This window comes from Nocardia sp. NPDC049526, assembly GCF_044465765.1.
Lineage (GTDB): Bacteria > Actinomycetota > Actinomycetes > Mycobacteriales > Mycobacteriaceae > Nocardia.
In genome coordinates, this window is sequence record NZ_JBITMA010000021.1 from 28,926 (window position 1) to 49,293 (window position 20,368).

The 20,368-nt window shown below is 65.9% G+C and carries 20 protein-coding genes; 9 read left to right on the top strand and 11 right to left on the bottom strand.

Annotation, left to right across the window (positions count from 1 at the left end):
• Positions 1-499: 499 nt before the first annotated feature.
• The 3 genes from ACIBW7_RS39265 (at position 500) to ACIBW7_RS39275 (ending at position 3,161) form a co-directional block, all read left to right on the top strand.
• A complete protein-coding gene (locus ACIBW7_RS39265; protein WP_397055551.1) occupies positions 500-1,228 on the top strand; it encodes a hypothetical protein in 729 nt (242 codons plus the stop codon).
• A gap of 45 nt (positions 1,229-1,273) precedes the next feature.
• Positions 1,274-1,879, top strand: a complete 606-nt coding sequence (locus ACIBW7_RS39270) for a TetR/AcrR family transcriptional regulator (protein ID WP_397055553.1) — start codon at positions 1,274-1,276, stop codon at positions 1,877-1,879.
• 94 nt (positions 1,880-1,973) lie between these two features.
• On the top strand, positions 1,974-3,161 hold the full coding sequence (locus tag ACIBW7_RS39275; protein ID WP_397055555.1) for an acetyl-CoA C-acetyltransferase: 1,188 nt from the start codon (positions 1,974-1,976) through the stop codon (positions 3,159-3,161).
• 357 nt (positions 3,162-3,518) lie between these two features.
• Here the strand turns inward: ACIBW7_RS39275 and ACIBW7_RS39280 are convergent, their stop codons facing one another.
• The 4 genes from ACIBW7_RS39280 to ACIBW7_RS39295 are packed head-to-tail and all read right to left on the bottom strand — an operon-like array spanning position 3,519 to position 7,043.
• Entirely contained in the window at positions 3,519-4,583 is a 1,065-nt protein-coding gene (locus ACIBW7_RS39280; protein ID WP_397055557.1) for an NAD(P)H-dependent flavin oxidoreductase, read from the bottom strand.
• Positions 4,580-5,389, bottom strand: a complete 810-nt coding sequence (locus ACIBW7_RS39285) for a CoA-transferase subunit beta (RefSeq protein WP_397055560.1) — start codon at positions 5,387-5,389, stop codon at positions 4,580-4,582. Before ACIBW7_RS39285 ends, ACIBW7_RS39280 begins: the two co-directional genes overlap by 4 nt.
• A complete protein-coding gene (locus tag ACIBW7_RS39290; RefSeq protein ID WP_397055562.1) occupies positions 5,386-6,270 on the bottom strand; it encodes a CoA transferase subunit A in 885 nt (294 codons plus the stop codon). The genes ACIBW7_RS39285 and ACIBW7_RS39290 overlap by 4 nt, the downstream gene beginning before the upstream one ends.
• Positions 6,270-7,043 carry an enoyl-CoA hydratase family protein gene (locus ACIBW7_RS39295; RefSeq protein ID WP_397055564.1) on the bottom strand — a complete coding sequence of 258 codons (774 nt, stop codon included), beginning with the start codon at positions 7,041-7,043 and terminating at the stop codon, positions 6,270-6,272. The genes ACIBW7_RS39290 and ACIBW7_RS39295 overlap by 1 nt, the downstream gene beginning before the upstream one ends.
• Positions 7,044-7,195: 152 nt before the next feature.
• On the opposite strand from ACIBW7_RS39295, the gene ACIBW7_RS39300 reads away from it, so the two are divergent.
• The 5 genes from ACIBW7_RS39300 (at position 7,196) to ACIBW7_RS39320 (ending at position 12,034) form a co-directional block, all read left to right on the top strand.
• Positions 7,196-7,993 (top strand): SDR family oxidoreductase, encoded by a 798-nt coding sequence (locus ACIBW7_RS39300; RefSeq protein WP_397055566.1) that lies wholly within the window; start codon positions 7,196-7,198, stop codon positions 7,991-7,993.
• Positions 7,994-8,030: 37 nt separating this feature from the next.
• Positions 8,031-8,942 carry an SDR family oxidoreductase gene (locus ACIBW7_RS39305; RefSeq protein WP_397055568.1) on the top strand — a complete coding sequence of 304 codons (912 nt, stop codon included), beginning with the start codon at positions 8,031-8,033 and terminating at the stop codon, positions 8,940-8,942.
• A gap of 514 nt (positions 8,943-9,456) precedes the next feature.
• A complete protein-coding gene (locus ACIBW7_RS39310; RefSeq protein WP_397055570.1) occupies positions 9,457-10,500 on the top strand; it encodes a hypothetical protein in 1,044 nt (347 codons plus the stop codon).
• An 11-nt stretch (positions 10,501-10,511) separates the two neighbouring features.
• Positions 10,512-11,027: an ImmA/IrrE family metallo-endopeptidase gene (locus ACIBW7_RS39315; protein WP_397055572.1), complete on the top strand. Its 516-nt coding sequence runs from the start codon at positions 10,512-10,514 to the stop codon at positions 11,025-11,027.
• On the top strand, positions 11,024-12,034 hold the full coding sequence (locus tag ACIBW7_RS39320; RefSeq protein WP_397055574.1) for a hypothetical protein: 1,011 nt from the start codon (positions 11,024-11,026) through the stop codon (positions 12,032-12,034). The genes ACIBW7_RS39315 and ACIBW7_RS39320 overlap by 4 nt, the downstream gene beginning before the upstream one ends.
• A gap of 304 nt (positions 12,035-12,338) precedes the next feature.
• Here ACIBW7_RS39320 and ACIBW7_RS39325 read toward each other — a convergent pair whose 3' ends face one another.
• Positions 12,339-12,755, bottom strand: coding sequence for a helix-turn-helix domain-containing protein (locus tag ACIBW7_RS39325; protein WP_011207048.1), 417 nt, complete (start codon positions 12,753-12,755; stop codon positions 12,339-12,341).
• Between the two features lie 361 nt (positions 12,756-13,116).
• On the bottom strand, positions 13,117-14,280 hold the full coding sequence (locus tag ACIBW7_RS39330; RefSeq protein ID WP_397055576.1) for a steroid 3-ketoacyl-CoA thiolase: 1,164 nt from the start codon (positions 14,278-14,280) through the stop codon (positions 13,117-13,119).
• Positions 14,281-14,379: 99 nt separating this feature from the next.
• Here ACIBW7_RS39330 and ACIBW7_RS39335 point away from each other — a divergent pair, with 99 nt between their 5' ends.
• Positions 14,380-15,687: a cytochrome P450 gene (locus ACIBW7_RS39335; protein WP_397055578.1), complete on the top strand. Its 1,308-nt coding sequence runs from the start codon at positions 14,380-14,382 to the stop codon at positions 15,685-15,687.
• A gap of 134 nt (positions 15,688-15,821) precedes the next feature.
• Here ACIBW7_RS39335 and ACIBW7_RS39340 read toward each other — a convergent pair whose 3' ends face one another.
• Genes ACIBW7_RS39340 through ACIBW7_RS39360 form a run of 5 tightly spaced genes read right to left on the bottom strand, consistent with a single transcriptional unit; the run spans position 15,822 to position 20,366 of the window.
• The gene (locus tag ACIBW7_RS39340; RefSeq protein ID WP_397055580.1) at positions 15,822-16,238 is read right to left on the bottom strand and encodes a nuclear transport factor 2 family protein; all 417 of its coding nucleotides are present in this window, start codon (positions 16,236-16,238) and stop codon (positions 15,822-15,824) included.
• Positions 16,235-17,125 (bottom strand): TIGR03619 family F420-dependent LLM class oxidoreductase, encoded by an 891-nt coding sequence (locus ACIBW7_RS39345; protein ID WP_397055720.1) that lies wholly within the window; start codon positions 17,123-17,125, stop codon positions 16,235-16,237. Before ACIBW7_RS39345 ends, ACIBW7_RS39340 begins: the two co-directional genes overlap by 4 nt.
• 8 nt (positions 17,126-17,133) lie before the next feature.
• Complete coding sequence (locus tag ACIBW7_RS39350) at positions 17,134-18,303, bottom strand: thiolase domain-containing protein (RefSeq protein WP_397055582.1); 1,170 nt, start codon at positions 18,301-18,303, stop codon at positions 17,134-17,136.
• Positions 18,300-19,376 (bottom strand): thiolase domain-containing protein, encoded by a 1,077-nt coding sequence (locus tag ACIBW7_RS39355; protein ID WP_397055722.1) that lies wholly within the window; start codon positions 19,374-19,376, stop codon positions 18,300-18,302. The genes ACIBW7_RS39350 and ACIBW7_RS39355 overlap by 4 nt, the downstream gene beginning before the upstream one ends.
• A gap of 24 nt (positions 19,377-19,400) precedes the next feature.
• Positions 19,401-20,366, bottom strand: a complete 966-nt coding sequence (locus tag ACIBW7_RS39360; protein WP_397055584.1) for a Zn-ribbon domain-containing OB-fold protein — start codon at positions 20,364-20,366, stop codon at positions 19,401-19,403.
• Positions 20,367-20,368 lie beyond the last annotated feature (2 nt).

The window sequence follows — 20,368 nt, forward strand, 5'->3', positions numbered from 1 at the left end:
CGTTCGCGGCCCGTCTCGCGTCCGAGTCGTCCCGAGCGCATGCGCGACAGACGCGGGCCTCGCCCGCCCGGTACGTACCCATCAGGCGCCGAGCGATCCGCTATCGGTGACCCCGATGGAGCGAGTCTTACGAGCGACCCGTTCGCGGCCCGTCTCGCGTCCGAGTCGTCCCGAGCGCATGCGCGACAGACGCGGGCCTCGCCCGCCCGGTACGTACCCATCAGGCGCCGAGCGATCCGCCATTGGTGACCCCGATGGAGCGAGTCTTACGAGCGACCCGTTCGCGGTCCGTCTCGCGTCCGAGTCGTCGAAGCGCATGCGCCGCAGGCGCGAGTCTCGACGGCTCGGACGCGAGACACCAGGGGGCCGCGAACCCGCCGCGCCGAAGGCGCGGCAAATCAAACACTGCCTGATCAGGTAAAAAGGCCGGGACGCGGCGCATCCAGGTGTGCAATGCTGGGAGTGGTCGAATCCCGCACTCCCCTAAGGGGCGATGGCTATGGGGCAGGATCGCCCACAGGCCCGCGAACAACTGGAACTCGAATTGGTGCGCGAAGTCGTGCTGGCCAGGCGACGTCTGGACAGCATGGTGCTCGCGGCACTCACCCTCGGTGCCGAACTCATGGACCACACGTCCGAGCGCACGACCGCGACCCGGGCCGCCCAGATTCTCGAGCAGTATGCGATCGACGAGTCCGAGGTCGCCCGTGATCCGCGCGGTGCGTTGCGTGCCGATATCGCACGCGATTATGAACGTGCCTGCCGCATCGGGCTCAGTGCCGCATCGCTCGGATCCGAACAGGACCGCAGACGGCGGCGGCAGACGGCACTGTTGTGTGAGGTGCGAGCGGATCTGCTCGACGTCATTCGCAAATGCCGCAGATTCCGCTTCGATCGCGGGGCATTCGCCGACGAGATCGCCCAAGGGCTGTGCGCCGCCACGGACAAGCTGGTGGTCGGCGCGGATATGGATACCTATCGAGCCTGGCAGCGCGGCATGATCCTCAAACTCATCGAGGAGCCGGTCCCATTCGGTCCACCGCGCGTCATGGCGACCGTGGACGCGGGCCCGGATCGCGGTCCGCTGACCGTCGAATGGGACAGCTGTGAGCGCAGACTCGCGCTGGTCGCCCGGATGGCGCGCGCAGGCGTCTCACCGGTCGTGATCTGCGACCGACTGCTGGCGGACCTGTCGGTGTCGTCACCACTGCGCTATTCGATGCGCTGACCAATCGAGCTACGCCGCTGGCCCAAGCAAATGCTTGGTTGTATTATGAGCCGTGTGACCGCACCAGACGCCTCGAAATCAGCTCGGCGCAACGAATTGCTCGCACTCGCGGCCCAACTGTTCGCCGAGCGTGGGCTGCGTGCGACCACTGTGCGGGATATCGCCGATGCGGCCGGGATTCTATCGGGGAGCCTCTATCACCACTTCGATTCCAAGGAGTCGATGGTCGACGAGATTCTGCGCGGCTTCCTCGACGATCTGTTCGGCCGGTACCGGGAGATCGTGGCCTCCGGGCTCAGTTCGCGAGATACCTTGGAAGCCTTGGTGATCGCGTCCTACGAATCCTTCGACCGCTCACACGCCGCAGTGGCGATCTACCAGGCCGAGGCCAAGCGCCTGCGCGATTCGGAGCGGTTCACCTATATCGCGGAATACAACCGCGAATTCCGCGAGCTGTGGCACCGGGTGTTGATCAATGGCGTCGAGGATGGCAGCTTCCGGCCCGAACTCGACGTCGAATTGGCCTACCGGTTCCTCCGGGACACGGTTTGGGTTGCGGTGCGGTGGTACGAGCCCGGCGGCTCGATCACCGTCGAGAACCTCGCCAAGCAGTACCTGACCATCGTGCTGGACGGCCTGACCGTGCCGTAGTTGATCTTGGCGGTCGCGAGGCCCTCCAAGGTTACGCAAGCTACCGCCTCCGGGCCCGTCGCTCCCGCCGGGCAATACCAAGTAGGAGTTCTCCATGTCAGCACCATCCGCTCGTCGCCCCTACGCCCCGCTGCGGGATGCCTATGTGATCGACGCGGTGCGCACCCCGGTCGGCAAGCGCAATGGCGCGCTGGCCGCGGTGCATCCGGCCGATCTCGGCGCGGCCGCACTGCGCGGGCTGCTGGATCGCAACCCGATCGATCCGGCGGTGGTCGACGATGTGATCGTCGGCTGCGTCGACAATATCGGCCCGCAGGCGGGCAATATCGGCCGCACCATGTGGCTGGCCGCCGGTTATCCGGAGGAAGTTCCCGGGGTCACTGTCGACCGGCAGTGCGGATCTTCCCAGCAGGCCATCAATTTCGGCGCGCAGGCCATCATGAGCGGCACCGCCGAGGTGATCGTCGCGGGCGGCGTGCAGAACATGAGCGCCATCCCGATCTCGGCGGCCATGTTGGCGGGTAAGGAATATGGCTTCGACGCACCCTTCGTCGGTGCGCAGGGCTGGGACCATCGCTATGGCACCGCCGAGGTTTCGCAGTTCAACGGTGCGCAGCTGATCGCCGACAAGTGGAATATCAGCCGAGAAGAGATGGAGCGCTGGGCAATGCGCAGCCATGAGCGCGCCCGCGATGCCATCAAGAACGGCCGCTTCGACGGTGAGATCGTGCCCGTCGGTGATTTCTGGATCGACCAGGGACCGCGCGAGACCTCGCTCGAGAAGATGGCGTCGCTGCCCGTGCTCGCCGAGGGCAGCACGCTGACCGCCGCGGTCGCCAGCCAGATCTCCGACGGCGCGAGCGCGACCCTGCTCGCCTCCGAATGGGCTGTCGCGGAATACGGATTGCGGCCGCGCGCCCGCATCCACCATGTGAGCGCTCGTGGCGCCGATCCGATCATGATGCTCACCGGCCCGATTCCGGCCACCAAGTGGGCGCTGGAGAAGACCGGTCTGACCATCGAGGATATCGATGTCGTCGAGATCAATGAAGCCTTCGCCCCGGTCGTGCTCGCCTGGCTGCGGGAGACCGGCGCCGATCCGGAGAAGGTGAACGTCAACGGCGGCGCGATCGCCCTCGGCCATCCGCTCGGTGCCACTGGCGCAAAGCTTTTCGCCACCCTGCTCAATGAGCTGGAACGCCGCAACGGCCGCTACGGCCTGCTCACCATCTGTGAGGGCGGCGGCACCGCCAACGCCACCATCATCGAACGCCTCAGCTAGCCCGGTCCCCATCGAGGGTAGTCGAATGGCGGCTGGTACCCCGGCCCGCAACAACCATTCGACTACCCTCGACACCCATCCGGCACGCCCGGCGGTCGCCTCACATCCAGGGGAGTCAAAGGGGCGCAGCACACCCCGGCCCCGACGACCATTTGACTACCCTCGGCAAAGGAACGCTCGAGAACGCAACCGCAGCCGGTGGACCGGGCTGGAAGTTGTGGGCCCGTCCACCTGGCTGCGGGAGGTAAGCCGGGTACGGCACACGACGTGCCCGGCACGGCCGGGTAACCACGGGACGGCAAGCCATCCCGTGACAGCTGAACCCCGGAATGTCGGTGCGGGGGAGGGTGAATGGTGTCAGCCCGCGGCGAGTGCGGCGATGGTGTCGATCCGCGTGAGGGCATCGGCGACGATGCGGTCGATGAGTTCCTTACAGGTGGGCAGGTCATCGATGATGCCGGTGACCTGGCCTGCGGCGAGCACGCCCGCATGGGTATTGCCCTCGACGAGTCCGGCGCGCAGCAGCATCGGGGTATTGGCGGCCATCACGACCTGAGACCAGCTGAGGTCCTTGGCCTTTCGCATGGCCAGACCGTCACGGACCATGGTCGACCACTTCATGCCGGTCATGCCCTTGAACTTCGCCGCATTGGAGACCGCGGCGGCCAACCCCCGCCAGCGCCCCGAATGTTCCAGGCGATCAACGAGTTCGGTATTCAGCACCCGGTGCGGCATGCCGTCGACCTTGACCGAGACCACGGTGTCCTGCAGCTGTCGCTTCAGATACTCCTGCTTGACCGCGTCGGGCACGGTGCTCTCCTTGGTCAGCAGGAAGCGCGTACCCATCGCGACACCCGCGGCGCCGTAGGCCAATGCGGCGGCCAGACCGCGTCCGTCGAAGAATCCGCCCGCCGCGACAACCGGAATATCGACCGCATCCAGCACCGACGGCAATAGCAGCGTGGTCGCCACCGGACCGGTATGCCCACCGCCCTCGCCGCCCTGCACGATCACCGCATCGGCGCCCCAGGACGCGACCTTCACCGCATGCTTGGCGGCGCCGATCGACGGAATCACCACCACACCGGCATCTTTCAGCTCGGCGATGAGTTCCTGCTTCGGTGCCAGCGCGAATGACGCGACGGCGACCTTCTCCCGGATCAACAGATCGATCCGCTCGGGCGCATCCGTGGCGTCGGCGCGGATATTCACGCCGAACGGCTTCTTGGTATGCGCCTTGGTCTTCGCGATCGCGGCTTCCAATTCGGCGAATGTCATCGTGGCCGAGGCCAGAATCCCGAGCCCACCCGCCTCGGCCGTCGCCGACACCAGGCTCGGCCCGGCCACCCAACCCATACCGGTCTGCACGATCGGATGTTCGATGCCGACCAACTCGGTCAGCGGTGTCCGCAGCGAGCTCATGACGGCACCTCCGATTCCCGAACCTTCCTGGGATCGAGCACATCCCGGATCAACCGCAGCTCTTCCGAGGTCGGCAGCCGGGTCTGGCCCGCCTCGGCCAGTCCGGCGATCTCGAACGAGGTGTTCTCGGCGACCTCATCGGCGGTGACGCCCGGGTGCAAACTGCGCGCCCGCATCGTGTGGTCGGGTCCCTCGAAATCGAAGACGCCGAGGTTTGTGACCACCCGGTGCAGATGATGGAACCGATACGCCGGATCGGCCGGATCGACCTTGTCGTAGCCGACGCCGGAGACGATATCGACCTGATCGACGAACACCCGACGCGTATGCCGCGAAACCCAGTAGCTGGTCGGATGATTGATGGTGTTGCCCGGCGCACCGCGCGAACCGAACATCTGCCGGGTCGGCTGCTGCAACGGACCGAATGCCGACAGATTCTGATTGCCGAACCGATCGAGCTGATTGGCCCCCATCACCACATGGCGCCGGCCGGAGGCGACCACATCGAACACCTTGCGGAACGGAATCCACCCCTCGATCGGCGCTTTACCGCCCAGCGGGGGAGTGTCGGCGAAGAACAGTGCCTCGCCATCGGAGAGCAGCAGATCCGGTTCGGTGGTCAACTTGGCCAGCCGCGCGCCGATGATCGTCATCGGTGACATCGGTGAGGCCATGATTTCGCCTGCGCCGCTGAAGATCTCGGCGCACGCGATGGCGCAGATCTCGGCCCTGGTGACAGTTTCAGTTGTGGGCCCGCCCGTCACCTGAGCACCACCCCTCACGGAATCGCTTCGCGATGCTGTCATTTCTGCGCCTCCTGTGCGAACTCGCGAACGGCGGCCTGATATTCGTCCTCGGAGACCGCCAGATACTTGTCGACGAACTGCTGCCAGGACTCCGGCGTCTTGGCCGACTCCACATAGTGCTTCTGGAACTTCTCGTCCCGGCCATAGCTATCGGCGCCCAGGGTGAAGTGCGCGCCGCCGGGCGCCTCGACCACGCCGTCGACCAGCATCCGGTTGAGCAATAGCGACTGCAGTGGAACGGCTTTCACCAGTTCCTCGGTCTCCACCACCTGCTCCACCGACACGTAGCGACGCTCGGCGGCCAGGCAGTACAGGTCATCGAAGTACGGATCGACACCGGTGTAGGCGGCATTGCCGTGTTTATCGCCGATATTCAAATGCACCAGCGCCGCATCGAGATTCAGCGCGGGCATCGCGATCAGCGTCTCGGTTCGTCCATCGCCGTCCGGATACGGCGACGCGACGGTCTTCAGTTCGCCATCCCAGAAATTGACGACATCGGATCCGAGACCGGCGCGGATCGGCAGGAACGGCAGTCGTGCGGCCGCCGCCTCCAGCCCGCATTTCAACATGCCCTCATCCATCTCCCGGGCGACCAATGCGCCGGAGGTGCGCGCCTTGGCGAACCACGGATCGTAGAACGGCGGCGAATCCAGCGAGACGAAGCCGTAGTACGCCTTGCGCACCTTGCCCGCCGAACACAGCAGACCGATATCGGGTCCGCCGTAACTGACCACGGTCAGATCGGTGATATCCGAGCGCAGGATGGCCCGCACCAGCGCCATCGGCTTGCGCCGCGAGCCCCAGCCGCCGATGCCGATGGTCATACCGCTGCGCAGCTCGCCCACGACCTCGTCGAGCGACATTCGCTTGTCCCGCATCAGTTTTCCTTGCTCTCTTCCTTGCGCGCGGCCAGATCGTCGTCGAACCGCGCACGGATCTCATCCGCGACACCGGCCAGATTCAGTTCGAAGGTGAAGCCCTGCTCATAGCGGTAGCTGCGGTGCACGTCCTGCACATCGATGCCATTGAGCGCCCGCTTGGCCGCCCGGATGACCCGGCCGTCCTTGGCCGCGATGTTCTTGGCGACCTCCAGTGCGGCGGCATCGAGTTCGGCGCGCGGTACCACCTGGTACACCGAGCCGAAGTGCTGCAACTGCTGTGCGGTGATGGTGCTCGCGGTATAGAAGAGCGCGCGCATCAGATGCTGCGGCACCAGCCGGGACAGGTGAGTGGCCGCGCCGAGCGCACCGCGGTCGACCTCGGGGAGGCCGAAAGTCGCGTCATCCGAGGCGATTACGACATCGGCATTGCCGACCAGGCCGATGCCGCCGCCGAGGCAGAAGCCCTGCACCGCCGCGATCACCGGCACCGGGCAGTCGTAGACGGCCGCGAACGCCTCGAAACAGCCGTGATTCGCGTCGATCAGCGCCTGATGGCCGGGGGAGCGCTGCATCTCCTTGATATCGACACCGGCATTGAAGCCGCGGTTCTCGGCGCGCAACACCACCACTTTGGTTTCCGGGTCGCGCCCGGCCGCGCGGATCTCATCCGCCAGCGTGAACCAGCCGTCGGACGGTATGGCGTTGACCGGCGGGTAGTCGACCGTGACCACGGTGATGCCGGTTGATTCGGAGTGACGGTTGATCCCCATCGCATGTCCCATCGTGTGTGCCGAGATGGTCCGAAACCTCGGCGCTGATCTTTTCGAGCGACCTGCAAGCAGTCGCTGCTGACCCTTTCGAGCGACCTGCAAGCAGTCGCTACGAACTGGCGAAGCAAGCAGTTGCTTGGTAGGTTAGCACGGTGGCACTCGAAATAGACCTCACCGGCAACGTCGTCCTGGTCACCGGCGGTGTGCGCGGGGTGGGCGCGGGCGTCAGCAGGGTCTTCCTGGCCGCGGGCGCGACTGTCGTGGCCTGCGCGCGACGCCCCGGTGACGAGCCGGTGGCGTATGGGGGCCGGGAGATCGAATACCTGCCCTGCGATGTGCGCGATGCCGATGCCGTGCAGGGTTTGGTCGACACGATCGTCGCGCGGCACGGCCGCCTCGATCACCTGATCAACAATGCCGGCGGCGCCCCGTTCGCCCTCGCCGCCGACGCCAGCAAGAACTTCCACAGCAAGATCGTCGAGCTGAACCTGCTTGCGCCCCTGTTGGTCTCGCAGGCAGCCAATGCGGTGATGCAGCGGCAGCCGGGCGGTGGCTCCATCGTGATGGTGTCCAGCGTCAGCGGGCACCGACCGTCGCCGGGGACCGCCGCCTATGGCGCGGCCAAGGCGGGCATCGACAGCCTGACCTCCTCGCTCGCCGTCGAATGGGCGCCGAAGGTCAGGGTGAATTCGCTGGTCGTGGGTCCGGTCGTCACCGAACTGAGCGAACTGCACTATGGCGATCAAGACGGTATCGACGCCGTCGGCGCGACCATTCCGCTCGGTCGGATGGCTCGCCCCGAGGACATCGGCCGCTGCGCCGCATTCCTGACCTCATCGCTGGCCGCCTTTGTCAGCGGCGCGTCGCTGCTGGTGCACGGCGGCGGTGAGCGTCCGGCATTCCTCGCGGCGTCGAATGCGAATCTCGGCGAGCAGACCGCTCAGGCCTGAACAATCGAATCCGAAAACGAAGAGGACACAACAGGTTATGGACACCGAGCAGATCTGCGCGGGGCGCATTGTCATCGTCACCGGCGCCGGCCGCGGTATCGGCCGGGCGCACGCGCTCGCCTTCGCCGCCGCCGGAGCCCGCGTGGTCGTCAATGATCTCGGGTCCGCGCTGAACGGCGCGGCGACCAGCGAGACGCCCGCCGAACAGGTCGTCGCCGAGATCAAGGCACTGGGCGGCGAGGCCGTGGCCAATGGCGACGACGTCGCGGACTGGGACGGCGCCCGCAATCTCATCCGTCAGGCGGTCGATGCCTTCGGCGGCCTGGACGTGCTGGTCAACAATGCCGGTTTCGTGCGCGACCGCATGTTGGTGAACCTGGGCGAGGACGAGTGGGATGCGGTAATCCGGGTCCACCTCAAGGGCCACTTCGCGACCATGCGCCATGCGATCGAGTACTGGCGCGGTGAGTCCAAGGCGGGTCGCCCGGTCGATGCCCGCATCATCAACACCAGCTCCGGCGCGGGCCTGCAGGGCAGTGTCGGCCAGAGCAATTACGGTGCCGCCAAAGCGGGTATCGCGGGCCTGACCCTCACCGCTTCGGCCGAATTCGCGCGCTATGGCGTCACCGTCAATGCCATCGCCCCCTCCGCCCGCACGCGCATGACCGAAACCGTCTTCGCAGAGACCATGGCCGCCCCGGAGGACGGCTTCGACGCCATGGCTCCCGAGAATGTCTCGCCGATCGTGGTCTGGCTCGGTAGTGCGCAATCCGCGGCCGTCACCGGCCGGATGTTCGAGGTCGAAGGCGGCAAGGTTGCACTCGCCGACGGCTGGCGGCACGGCACCGCGGTGGATCGCGGCGCCCGCTGGAATCCCGCCGAACTCGGCCCGGTCGTCGCCGACCTGATCGCCAAGTCTGTCCCGCCGGAGGCGGTCTACGGCGCCTGAGCGCCGAATAGTTCCGGCCGCGCCGAAAAGCTGGACGGTTGCTTCACCCGACAGGGATCGGTACGGCCGTACTATTTGTCGCTCCGGCTCGGCTCGGTCGCGACGGCGCGTCCCTGGATTCGTGTTCTGGTCGTAAGGATGCGCGGATGCGGTCCGCGGTGGGTCCATCGCCGGGCGAACGGACCGGCACGGGTTCCACTGCGGGCGCGTCCAATTCGCCGCTGCGCGGCATCGACATACGTACTGGTCTGCCCGTTTGGCCCAAGTGCGTGTAGGGGGATTAACGCGGAAATATGTTCGGGATTACAGCCGGACTTCCGAGGAGATGATCTGGGCGGTCGATCGATAACGGGCGCACGGCCGGTCGGGCGTGTCGAATGCCGGGCGTGGCCCGAGCCACTGCGCGGATTTGGGCTGAGGTTTACTATGGGCTCCCGTCCGTCAAAGTCCCGGAACTGAAGTGTTGCGACCGGGCAAGAGATCTGCGCTATTTCGATGAGGGGAAGGCTGGCGCATGGCCGTTGGTCGCACGTCGCGTGTGGTCGCAGTACTTGCGACTGTCGCCGGCTTCGCGCTACTCGGGGGCGTCTCGGCCGAAGCGCAGCCCGGCGGCGCCTGTGCGCAGTGCACGGACCCGAATAATCCGACGCCGGATTCGAACGGTGATGTCTGGATGCCGCTGACGATTCCGGGCCAGTCGAATGTGCGTTCGCCGGTCGATCCGACCGATGTCGCAGCCGGTGTGAACCCCGCCGTCGGTCCCGGCTCGGCCGCGGGTTCAGCCGCGGTAGGCGCGACAGGTCTGCTCGGCGCACTCCTCGGCGGTGGCTCGGTAGGCGTGGGCACCATCATCGGCACCGGTTCCGCGGGCGCCGGCGCGATCATCGGCACCGGCTCGACCGGTGTTGCCACCATTCTCGGTACCGGATCCGCCGCCGTCGGCTCGGCGGCCGCCGGTACGGGCTCGGCCGCGCTCGGCACCGGTTCGGCTCTGCTCGGAACCGGTTCTGCCGCAGTCGGTTCCGCCGGTATCGGCACCGGATCGGCACTGGCGGGCACGGGTTCGGCCGCGGTCGGCTCGGCCGGTGTCGGTTCCGCGGGCGTGGGTTCGGCCGGAACTGGTTCTGCCGCTGTGGGTTCGGCCGCAGTCGGTTCCGCGGCGGTCGGCTCTGCCTCGCCACTGTTGCTGCTCCTGATCCCGCTGCCGACGCCGCCCGCGGTGCCGCCCGCGCCGATCATCATTCCGCCTGCACCGCCCGCACCCGCGGCGCCACAGATCGCGCCGGTCCCAGTGGCTGCGCCGCCCGCCCCCGCTCCTGAGCAGGCACCGCCGCTTGCCGAGCCTGCCGCACCGCCCGCGGCCAAACCGAATCCGGACGTCCGGCCCACCAGTGCCGAGGACGGCCTGCCGCAGCCCAACGTGTTGGGTGTCGTCGGCGGTCTGATCGCGCTCGCACTGGCCGGAACCGGTTCCGGTGCAGTGAGTTTCCAGAGCGCGTCGGCCGCGCAGGCCCGCATCGATGCCGCTCGTGCCGAATTCTTCGGACCGAGGACGTAAGGGGGCGTTCGATGAGTGACAGCAGGACCCAAAACGGACTCCGGGCCTACCGCCGGGTCGCGGCGGCGGTCGACGCGGTATGCGCGGTCGCCGCGGATTCCGATGCGACCACCTTGGAGGAGGTCGTCGCCTCCATTGCCGGCGAGCGGCGCCGTGAGATCGAAATCGCCAGTGCCGAACTGGGTCCCGGTGTCTGCGGCCAGCGCCGGTTCTATCCGGACCGCGATGTCATCGTGCTCGCCACGGCACTGCCGAGCCGCGACCACACGCTCGCACACGAATTGGGCCATATCGTCTTCGATCACGAGGGTGCGCCCGCGCCGGAGGTGACACTGGAGGCCAGCGACGATCTGATCGCCTACATGCTCAGTCAGCGGGCGCATCAGCAGATCGTCGCCGACGGCACGGACGAACTCGCCGAATGGGAGGCCGAAACCTTCGCCGCCATGTTGATGACCCGACTCCGCGTATTCAACAGCCGGGGCGCAGGCGTCTCGGTCCTTCGATTCGATGAGGCGCTGGGATGACCCTCTGGTTGACGGCCATGCTGGTCTGGGTTGCCGCCGGTGCGCGTGTGGGGCGCGTGCTCGTGAAGCCGGCCACGACAGCCCGGGTGGCGATCGTCGTCGCGGTCGCGGCGGTCGCGGGCGCGGCCACCGTCGCGGTTCCCGAGATCGCGCTGGCGCTGGACAATCTGCTACCGCGCGGCCTGCATTCGGGCATGCTCTCCGACGGCATCGTCGCCTCGGCCTGGATCCTCTTCGCGGCCGCGACCTCGGTGGTCGCCTCGGCCGCGTGGCCGGTCGTCTCCCGCAGCAATCTGCGCCAGATCGCCTTCGTCATCTATGGCGTCGGTGTGCTCGCGGTGGCGGTGAATCTGTTCTGGTCCACCACCTTCGGCTGGATAGTCGTCGCACTCGGTTGTGTATTCATCGTCGTCACCGGTGTGCGCAATCTGGATTGGACCGCCCTCGGTCGCGGTATCGCGATCTACACCGCGGGCACCGCGGTCGTCGCGGTACTGGCCGTGCTGCAGGTCCGCCGGGCCCGCACCGGTGCGCAGCCCGCGCAGGCCGGCGAACCGGACTGGGCCTGGCCGATCTGGGCGGCGGCCGCGCTGCTCATCGCGTTCGGTGCGGTCTGGATCGTGGTGGAGTTGTGGGTGCGTGCGCGAATCCTGTTGCGGCAGACCAAGGTTCTGCACCACGTCATGGTCGGCCGGTTTCCGGAGGTGGTCGCCCATGAGCAGACCGGTACCTCGACGCAGCTCAGGGCATCCGATCAGGTCGCGCAGATCATGGACGCGCTGTATCTGCAATCCGGCGGCGGCGTCGAATTGGTCGCCGCGGGTCCGCCACCGCCGCTGGTATCGGTGCGTGCGGACCGAGTTGCGCAGTGGGCGCGAAACCCATTGGGCGATGTAGTAGTCGACGCGCGGTGGATTGCTCCGCCCGAGGGCATTAGTCCCCGCGGTTGGGTCCAGGCAATCGCGCGGGCCTACGAAGCGGGCACTGGAGCCGCTGCCCGAAATTGATCGTGTGCAATCAAAACCGATCAGTCTGAAGCATTCCGAAGGACTCGCTCCGGGTATTCAATAAGGTTGACATAGCAAGGAATCCGGCAAGGTCTGATGGCATGCCGGATTCCATGTGTCTACCGACGTATCCGCACAACTGATTTCGTCACAACGCCGTCACTCCGGGCGCGCGCTTTTATCGCAACCCTGCACTTGTTGCCAAGCCCATAATTCATGGGTGGCGCATGTCGAGAAGCATCCATACCCATGACGCAGTACGGTGCGACCCTGTGGGCCGCACCGTACTGCGCTGTGGGAGAACCTATTCGGTACCGTCCGGAGGAATTTCGGGCAGACCTTCGCTTGCCCGCAATTTCTCCGCCATGGAGGTGAGGAGGTTCTGTGATTCTTCGGACAGATCGAACGCCCTACTCGACAACCGTCGCAGCCCGTAGCCCTGCAGCTGGGACAGCAACTCCAGATCGTGATCGATCTTGGCGGCATAGATGTCGTTGAAGAAGTAGTCCGGCTTGACCTTGAAGAACTTGGCCAGTGCAGCCACCGTTTCGTCCGACGGGTTGGTCCGCTGTCCCGACCGCAACTGCGAGAGGTACGGTTTCGAGATCGGATGCCCGGAGGCCGTCAGCGCAGCCGCAACCTCCGCGTTGGTGTGCGGCTTGCGCCCCGGGGGATGCACGGTTTCGAACAGCTTGTTCAGCCGCGCCGCGAAATCAGCCATTGTGAGCCGCCCAATTCCCTTCGCTGTACTAACAGTCGTTATCTCGGATACGTATCATTGATATTAGCGGCTCAGTAACTGAAAACCTACGCCTGATTCAGGATTTCCTTGAAGCTTCTAGGTGCCGCTCCGGTGAAGTCACTGCGACGGTTGCGTTTGCGGGTCACGCCAACGGCTCTTGAGAAGGGGTGGTGTGAACCGGTTCTGGCCCGTCGCGAGGGTCTTCCCCGATAGGTCTATGATAGCGAAAAGATAGCTGATAGGTCATCTACGTGCCTGTGCTGGACTTTGTGTGGCGTACGACACGTTTTGGGCTCATTGGGATGAACGTTCAACTTTGGGGCAGAAGTGGTTGAAACTGCTACAACCGCTCGATGATGGTGCCTGTCGCCAACGCACCACCTGCACACATGAGCACCATCGCGGTGCTGCCGCCGGAACGCTCCAGTTCGTGCAAAGCCGTTGTGATGAGCCGAGATCCGGTTGAACCGACGGGATGTCCGAGGGCAATCGCGCCGCCGTTTACATTGACCCGGTCCATGTCTGGTTTGTGTACAGAAGCCCATGAAAGTGCCACTGCCGCAAAGGCTTCATTGATCTCGAAAAGGTCGATGTCGCCGATATTCATTCCGGAGCGTTCGAGCAGCCGGGTGCAGGCCTGCACCGGGCCGTCGAGATGGAACTCGGGCTCCGCGCCGACGAGCACCTGGGTCACGATCCGCGCGCGCGGGCGCAAACCCGCTCGCTGCGCGGCCTTTTCGTCCATCAGTAGTACGGCGGCCGCGCCATCGGAGATCTGCGAGGAGGTGCCCGCGGTGTGGATTCCGCCCTCGAGTACCGGCTTCAGCTTGGCCAGTCCCTCGAGTGAGGTGTCGCGCAGGCCCTGATCCCTTGTCACGTCCAGCTTTTCGCCGGTGAGCTTGCCTTCCTTATCGACGGCGGGCGCCGTCACGGTGAGCACCTCGCGATCGAAGCGTCCCTCGGCCCAGGCCTGGGCGGCCAGCCGCTGCGAGCGGACGCCGAGTTCATCGAGATCGTCGCGAGTGAAGCCGCGCCGCTTGGCAATACGCTCGGCGGCCTCGAATTGATTCGGCAGATCGATGTTCCAGGAGGCCGGGCGACGCGGGCCCGCGTTTTCGCCGACGTTGGCGCCCAACGGAACTCGGCTCATCGCCTCCACGCCGCAGGCCATGCCGATATCGATGGCGCCGGTCGCGATCAGTCCGGCGATCAGATGGTTGGCCTGCTGCGCCGATCCGCACTGTGCATCGATGGTGGTGGCGCCGACCTGCCACGGCAGTCCGGCGTGGAGCCAGGCGACGCGGGTCACGTTATTGGACTGTTCGCCGGCCTGGGTGACGCAGCCGCCGATAACCTGCTCCACCGCTGCGGGATCCAGGTGCGCCTGCTCGAGCAGTCCGCGCTGGGCGAGGCCGAGCAGTTCGGCGGCGTGCAGACCGGCGAGCCAGCCGCCGCGCTTGCCGATGGGGGTGCGAGCGGCCTCGACGATGACGGGTGTGCCCATGTCCAACCTTTCCTCTGGGGATAGAAACTGAAACGTGTGTTTACGCCCGTGACGGCGGAATCTGTCCTGTTCTTCCCTCATTATGCAGCCTATGCTTCAATGATTGTAGAACGTGTTTCAGTTTGTCGAAGGAGACATCTGGTGGTAGACCAGCGGAATGCCCGGCCAAATCTGCCGGATGGGTTCGATTTCACGGACCCGGACATTTATGCCGAGCGTGTTCCGGTCGAGGAGTACGCCGAACTGCGCCGTACCGCACCGATCTGGTGGAATCCACAGCCCCCCGAGGTCGGCGGCTTCCACGACGACGGCTTCTGGGTGGTGAGCAAGCATGCGGACGTCAAGGAGGTGTCGCGCCGCAGCGAGGTGTTCTCCACCTTCGAAAACACCGCGATCCCACGCTTCAACGACGACATCACCCGCGAGCAGATCGAACTGCAGCGCTTCGTCCTGTTGAACATGGACGCACCCCAGCACACCAAACTGCGCAAGATCATCTCCCGCGGCTTCACCCCGCGCGTGATCAATGGCCTGCGTGCCGAACTGAAGACCAGGGCCGAGGCCATCGTGAAGGAAGCGGGGGAGAACGGCGCAGGCGACTTCGTCACCCAGGTCGCCTCCGAACTTCCGCTGCAGGCCATCGCCGAGCTGATCGGCATCCCGCAGGAGGACCGCAGGAAGGTCTTCACCTGGTCGAACGATATGACCGGCTACGACGATCCGGAGAGCACGGCCGATCCGGTCGCCGCCTCCGCCGAGGTGCTCGGCTACGCGTACCAAATGGCCGCGGCGCGTAAGGAATGTCCGGCCGACGACATCGTGACCAAGCTGATCGAGGCGGATGTCGACGGCGATGAGCTGACGCCGGAGGAGTTCGGCTTCTTCGTGATCATGCTGGCCGTCGCGGGCAATGAGACCACCCGCAATGCGATCACCCACGGCATGGCGGCCTTCCTGGAGCATCCGGACCAGTGGGAGCTGTTCAAGAAGGAGCGTCCGGCCACCGCCGCCGACGAGATCATCCGCTGGGCCACCCCGGTCACCTCGTTCCAGCGAACCGCGCTGGAGGACACCGAACTCGGCGGCGTGCAGATCAAGAAGGGCCAGCGGGTGGTCATGCTCTACCGCTCGGCCAACTTCGACGAGGAGGTCTTCGAGAACCCGGAGAAGTTCGACATCATGCGAAAGGACAACCAGCACTTGTCCTTCGGCGGTACCGGCGCGCACTTCTGCATCGGCGCGAATCTGGCGCGGATGGAGGTCGATCTGATCTTCAACGCCATTGCCGACGCCATGCCCGATATCACCAAGCTCGGTGACCCCAAGCGACTGCGTTCCGGCTGGCTTAACGGGGTCAAGGAATTCCAGGTCGACTACAAGGCCTCGGGCTGCCCGGTCGCGCACTGAAGCGCGGGGGATCCAGGCTTGTGTCGGCAGCCTGGGTCCCCGGCCTTCGGTGACAGACAAGGGCCCCGTACCGGTTTGCCCAAAGCCGGTACGGGGCCCTTGTTGTGCTGCCCCCGAGGGGAGAGGCAGCGCGCTCAGGTAATCGGCTCGGCCGTAGCCATGGCGCGGTCGACCTCCCAGAAGGCCCGCAGCGCAGCGATTTTGCCCGATTCGTCGACCTTGTAGGTGAATACGCCCTCGGCATCGATCTGGTGGCCGCCCATCTTGGTACGGATCAGACCGGTGAAGGCGATCTCGTTACCGCAGGCGAAAGAGTCCTCGAACAGGAACTCGATCGAATCGGTCTTCGCGATCGCCATATCCCAGAAGGCCGCGATGGCCTCCTTACCGCGATGGCCCTTGCCTTCCGGATCGAAACCCGAAGGGCCGATGGGATCTTCGACAATGCCGTCGGTTGCAAACAGATCGACCCAAGCCTGCTTGTCCCTGGCCCGCACCGCGGCCTGCGATGTAAGCCCGGCGGTCCTTGCTGGATGTTCGGAAGTACTCATACGCGTGCCTTCGCGACGATGGGGTCCTCGATATTCTTCGCGGCGAAGCGGCGCAGCGACTCCTGTTTGGCCGCCAGCTCACCGTCGAAGCCGATGCCGTCAGCCAGCCACGGGACCACGATCGCATCGGTCACCCCGGCATCGGCCAGATCCTGATATCCGGAGCGCCCGAACTTGTCGATGCACACCGCCTGGATTTCGAAAGGTACGCTCTCCCGGCCGAATTCGGTGCGCAGTGCGCCGAGCTTGTCGATGGTGACGCACAGTTCGTCGTAGGTCATCATCGCCGAGGTCCAGCCGTCGCCGACCTTGGCCGCCCGGCGCAGCGCGGGCGCGGTGTGGCCGCCGATGTAGAACGGCACCCGCTCGCTCGGCGCCGGGCTGATCTGCAGCGGCTCGAAATCGAAGAACTTCCCGTGATACTCGACCATGCCGCCGCCGAGTACCAACTCGAGGACCTCGATCATCTCATCGACCCGCGCGCCACGGTCGGCATAGGGTACGCCGCACCATTCGAATTCCTCAGGTGCCCAGCCGATTCCGACGCCGAACCCGAACCGGTTACCGGACAGGTTGGCGACCGAGCCCACCTGGCGCGCAAGCAGCAGCGGATTGCGCGAACCGAGTTTCAGCACGTTGGTGTAGAAGCGAATCCGGCTGGTCACCGCCGCCATGGCAGTCGCACCGATGAGCGGGTCGACCCATGGCGTGTCCGCGCCCCAGAAGCGACTGCCGTCGGCGGTGTAGGGATACTTCGCCGCCGCCGACTTCATGTAGAACAGCGAATCAGGTAGGGCGATCGACGAAAACCCGCACTCCTCAGCCGTTTTCGCCAATTCCGGCAGCTGCTCCAGCGGACTCAGCGCGATACCGACGGTGAACTTCAGCGGGGTCATCAGTTCGGCTGCTCCGAGCCGACCACCCACATCGCGAAGTACTGCGACCCACCGCCATACGCGTGTCCGAGCGCCTTCTTGGCATTCGCGACCTGGTAGTCGCCTGCCCGGCCCATGACCTGTTTGGCGGCCTCGGCGAATCGGATGAGCCCGGAGGCGCCGATCGGATTCGAGGAAAGCACGCCGCCGGACGGATTGACCGGCAGCGTGCCGCCGATCTCGGTCTCACCCTTATCGGTGAGCTTCCAACCGTCGCCCTGCGGGACGAAGCCCAGGTTCTCCAGCCACATCGGCTCGAACCAGGAAAACGGCACGTAGATCTCGGCGACGTCGATTTCGTTGAGCGGGTCGGTAATTCCGGCGGCCTGCCACAATGCGGCGGCCGCGTCCTGTCCGGCCTGTGGATTGACCTGATCGCGTCCGGCGAAGGTGGTCGGCTCGGTGCGCATGGCGGTGCCGTGCACCCACGCGACCTTCTTACCGGTGGCCTCGACGGCCTTCGCGGCATCCTCGTCACCGATCACCACGGCGCACGCACCGTCCGAGGACGGGCAGGTCTCGTCGAATCGGATGGGATCCCACAGCATTTGGGAGGAGAGCACCTTCTCCAGCGTGATATCCGGCTGGTGCAGATGTGCCAGCGGATTCTTCGCGCCGTTGCGGCGATCCTTCACCGCCACCATCGCGCCGATATGGCTCGGCGCATTCGATCGGCGGATGTAGGAACGCACGTGCGGGGCGAAGTAGCCGCCCGCACCCGCGCCGACCGGCATGGTGAAGGGCACCGGAAACGACAGCGCCCACATGGCATTCGATTCCGACTGCTTCTCCCAGGCGATGGCGAGCACGCGCTTGTGCACCCCGGCCTGCACCAGATTGGCCGCGACGATACCGGTGGAGCCGCCGACGGATCCGGCAGTGTGCACGCGCAGCAGCGGTTTTCCGGTGGCGCCCAACGCATCCGCCAGATACAGCTCGGGCATCATGACGCCCTCGAAGAAGTCCGGCGCCTTACCGACCACCACCGCATCGATATCGGCGATGGTGAGTCCGGCGTCGACGAGTGCACGATCGATCGCCTCGCGGCACATGCCCGCCATGGACACATCGGTTCGTTTCGTCACGTGATGGGTTTGTCCGGTGCCGAGCACCGCAGCGGGGAAACTCATCGGCTCGCCTCCGAATCCAAAACGGCTACCAAGTTCTGTTGCAGGGCGGGACCGCTGCTGGCATGGGCCAATGCGCGATTCGCGCTGCCCGCGATAATCGCCTCGGCCGCGAAGCCGATGCGCTCCAGACCCGCCGCGAACATCGGATTGGCGGCGAGTGCGCCGCCCGACGGATTCACCTTGGTCTCGGGCCGCAGGCCGATGGCCTCGGCGAGAATCAGCTGCTGATGGCTGAACTGCGCATGCAGTTCGGCGATATCGAAGCCGCTGGTATCGCCGCCGGTAACCGACTGTGCCGCAGCCGAAGTCGACGGAGAGACGGTCAGATCGCGGGCGCCGAGATTGGGGGTGTCCACCCGATGCGCCATGCCGGTGATCCAGGCCGGACGCTCGCACAGTTCGCGCGCCCGGTCGCCGACCGCGAGCACGATGGCGGCCGCTCCGTCGGTGACCGGTGCGACATCGTGCGCGCGCAGCGGATCGGCGACATACGGTGTGGCGAGCAGAGTCTCGATATCGCCGGAATCACCGGCGGCCACCGCCGCCATATCGCGCTCGGTCCAGCGTCCCGCATCCAATCCGGCCTGCGCCTGCAGCCCCGCGATGGACAGTGCGTCCGGCCACAGCGGAGTGACCAGATAGGGATCGAGCTGCATGGTCAGAACCTGGCGCAGCGTGCCCGCGGAGGACTTGCCGAACCCGTACACCAGCGCCGTCTGCGCCTGGCCGGAGCGGAGTTTCACGAATGCCTCGTAGAGCGCCCACGCGGCGTCCATTTCGACATGCGATTCGTTGATCGGCGGCACCGCGCCGATGGCGTCGACCGCCGAGATGAACGAGAAGGCGCGGCCGGCAAGGTAATCCGAGGAACCGGAGCACCAGAAGTCGATATCGGACTTGGTGATGCCGAGTCGGGCGTAGAGCTGCTGGAAGATGGGCACCAGCATCTCGACACCATTGGTGGTGCCGAAGGTCTCCGGCACATGCGGTGCGTGAGCGAAGCCCACAACCGCGATGTCGCAAGGGGGACGGTAGCCGTCGGAGCGTGCGGAGACGGCGGGGTGGGTAGGCAGAGCGTTGTTCGTCAACGTGGCCTCTCAGAGATGGTGCTTATAGGTCTCGTAGTCGGCATCCGGCTCGCCGGTGGGTCGGAAGTGGTCCACATTGCTGAGCCCGAAGCCCCACTCCTCGCGTGGTTTCCACACCGCCTCCACCCGCATGCCCATCCGCACCTCGCTCGCGTCGCATCCGAGCACCAGGTGCAGCACCGGGATATCCGCGCCGTCGAGCAGCACATACGCGGCCACGTACGGCGGCTTGATCCGCTGGCCCATGAACGGCACATTCACGATGCAGAAGGTGGTGACGATGCCGCGGTCGGGCAGTTCGACGATTTCGTCGGTCGGCCTGCCGTCGGTGGGATTGGCGCCGCGCGGCGGGAAGTACACCTTGCCCGCGGCGTCCGTGCGCCCGCCGAGCAGCTTGCCCTCGGCCAGACCGCGCAGGTAGATGGTCTCCTGCGGCGATGCGCTGTGCATGTACTGCAGGTCGACCGGTGTGATGAGCACCTCGATCGGCTCGCCGTCCGCGCTGGATTCCGCCGGTGCGGTGGAGGTCTCGCCCGGTTCGAAGCAGGCGATGTCCTTGATGCTGCCGATGGTCTCGTCGGCCCAGCGTGCGACCACGCGCAGTCCGGTGTGGATGTCCTCGGGTGTGGAAACATCGACGGCGTGCAGCAGCGTGGTGTCCGCGCCGTCGAGCTTGATCAGGGCCCAGGCGAACGGGCGGTCGAACGGCTGTCCGGGCAGCGGCTCGCGCACAAAGGTCCACGACTGGACGGTGCCGGTATCGGCCACGTCGACGAATTCGGTCAGCGGTGCGGAGGTGACCGGATCGTATTCCGGCGGCGGCACCAATACCCGCCCGTCCGAGCCGCGCACACCGACGATCCGGCGGGCGCGCAGCTTGGCCAGGAAGGCGCCGATGATCGGTCCGACCGATCGCGTGTAGTCGAATTGCACCCGAAGGGGTGCACTGAGTACGTCGGGCGCGGCAGTGTTCAATT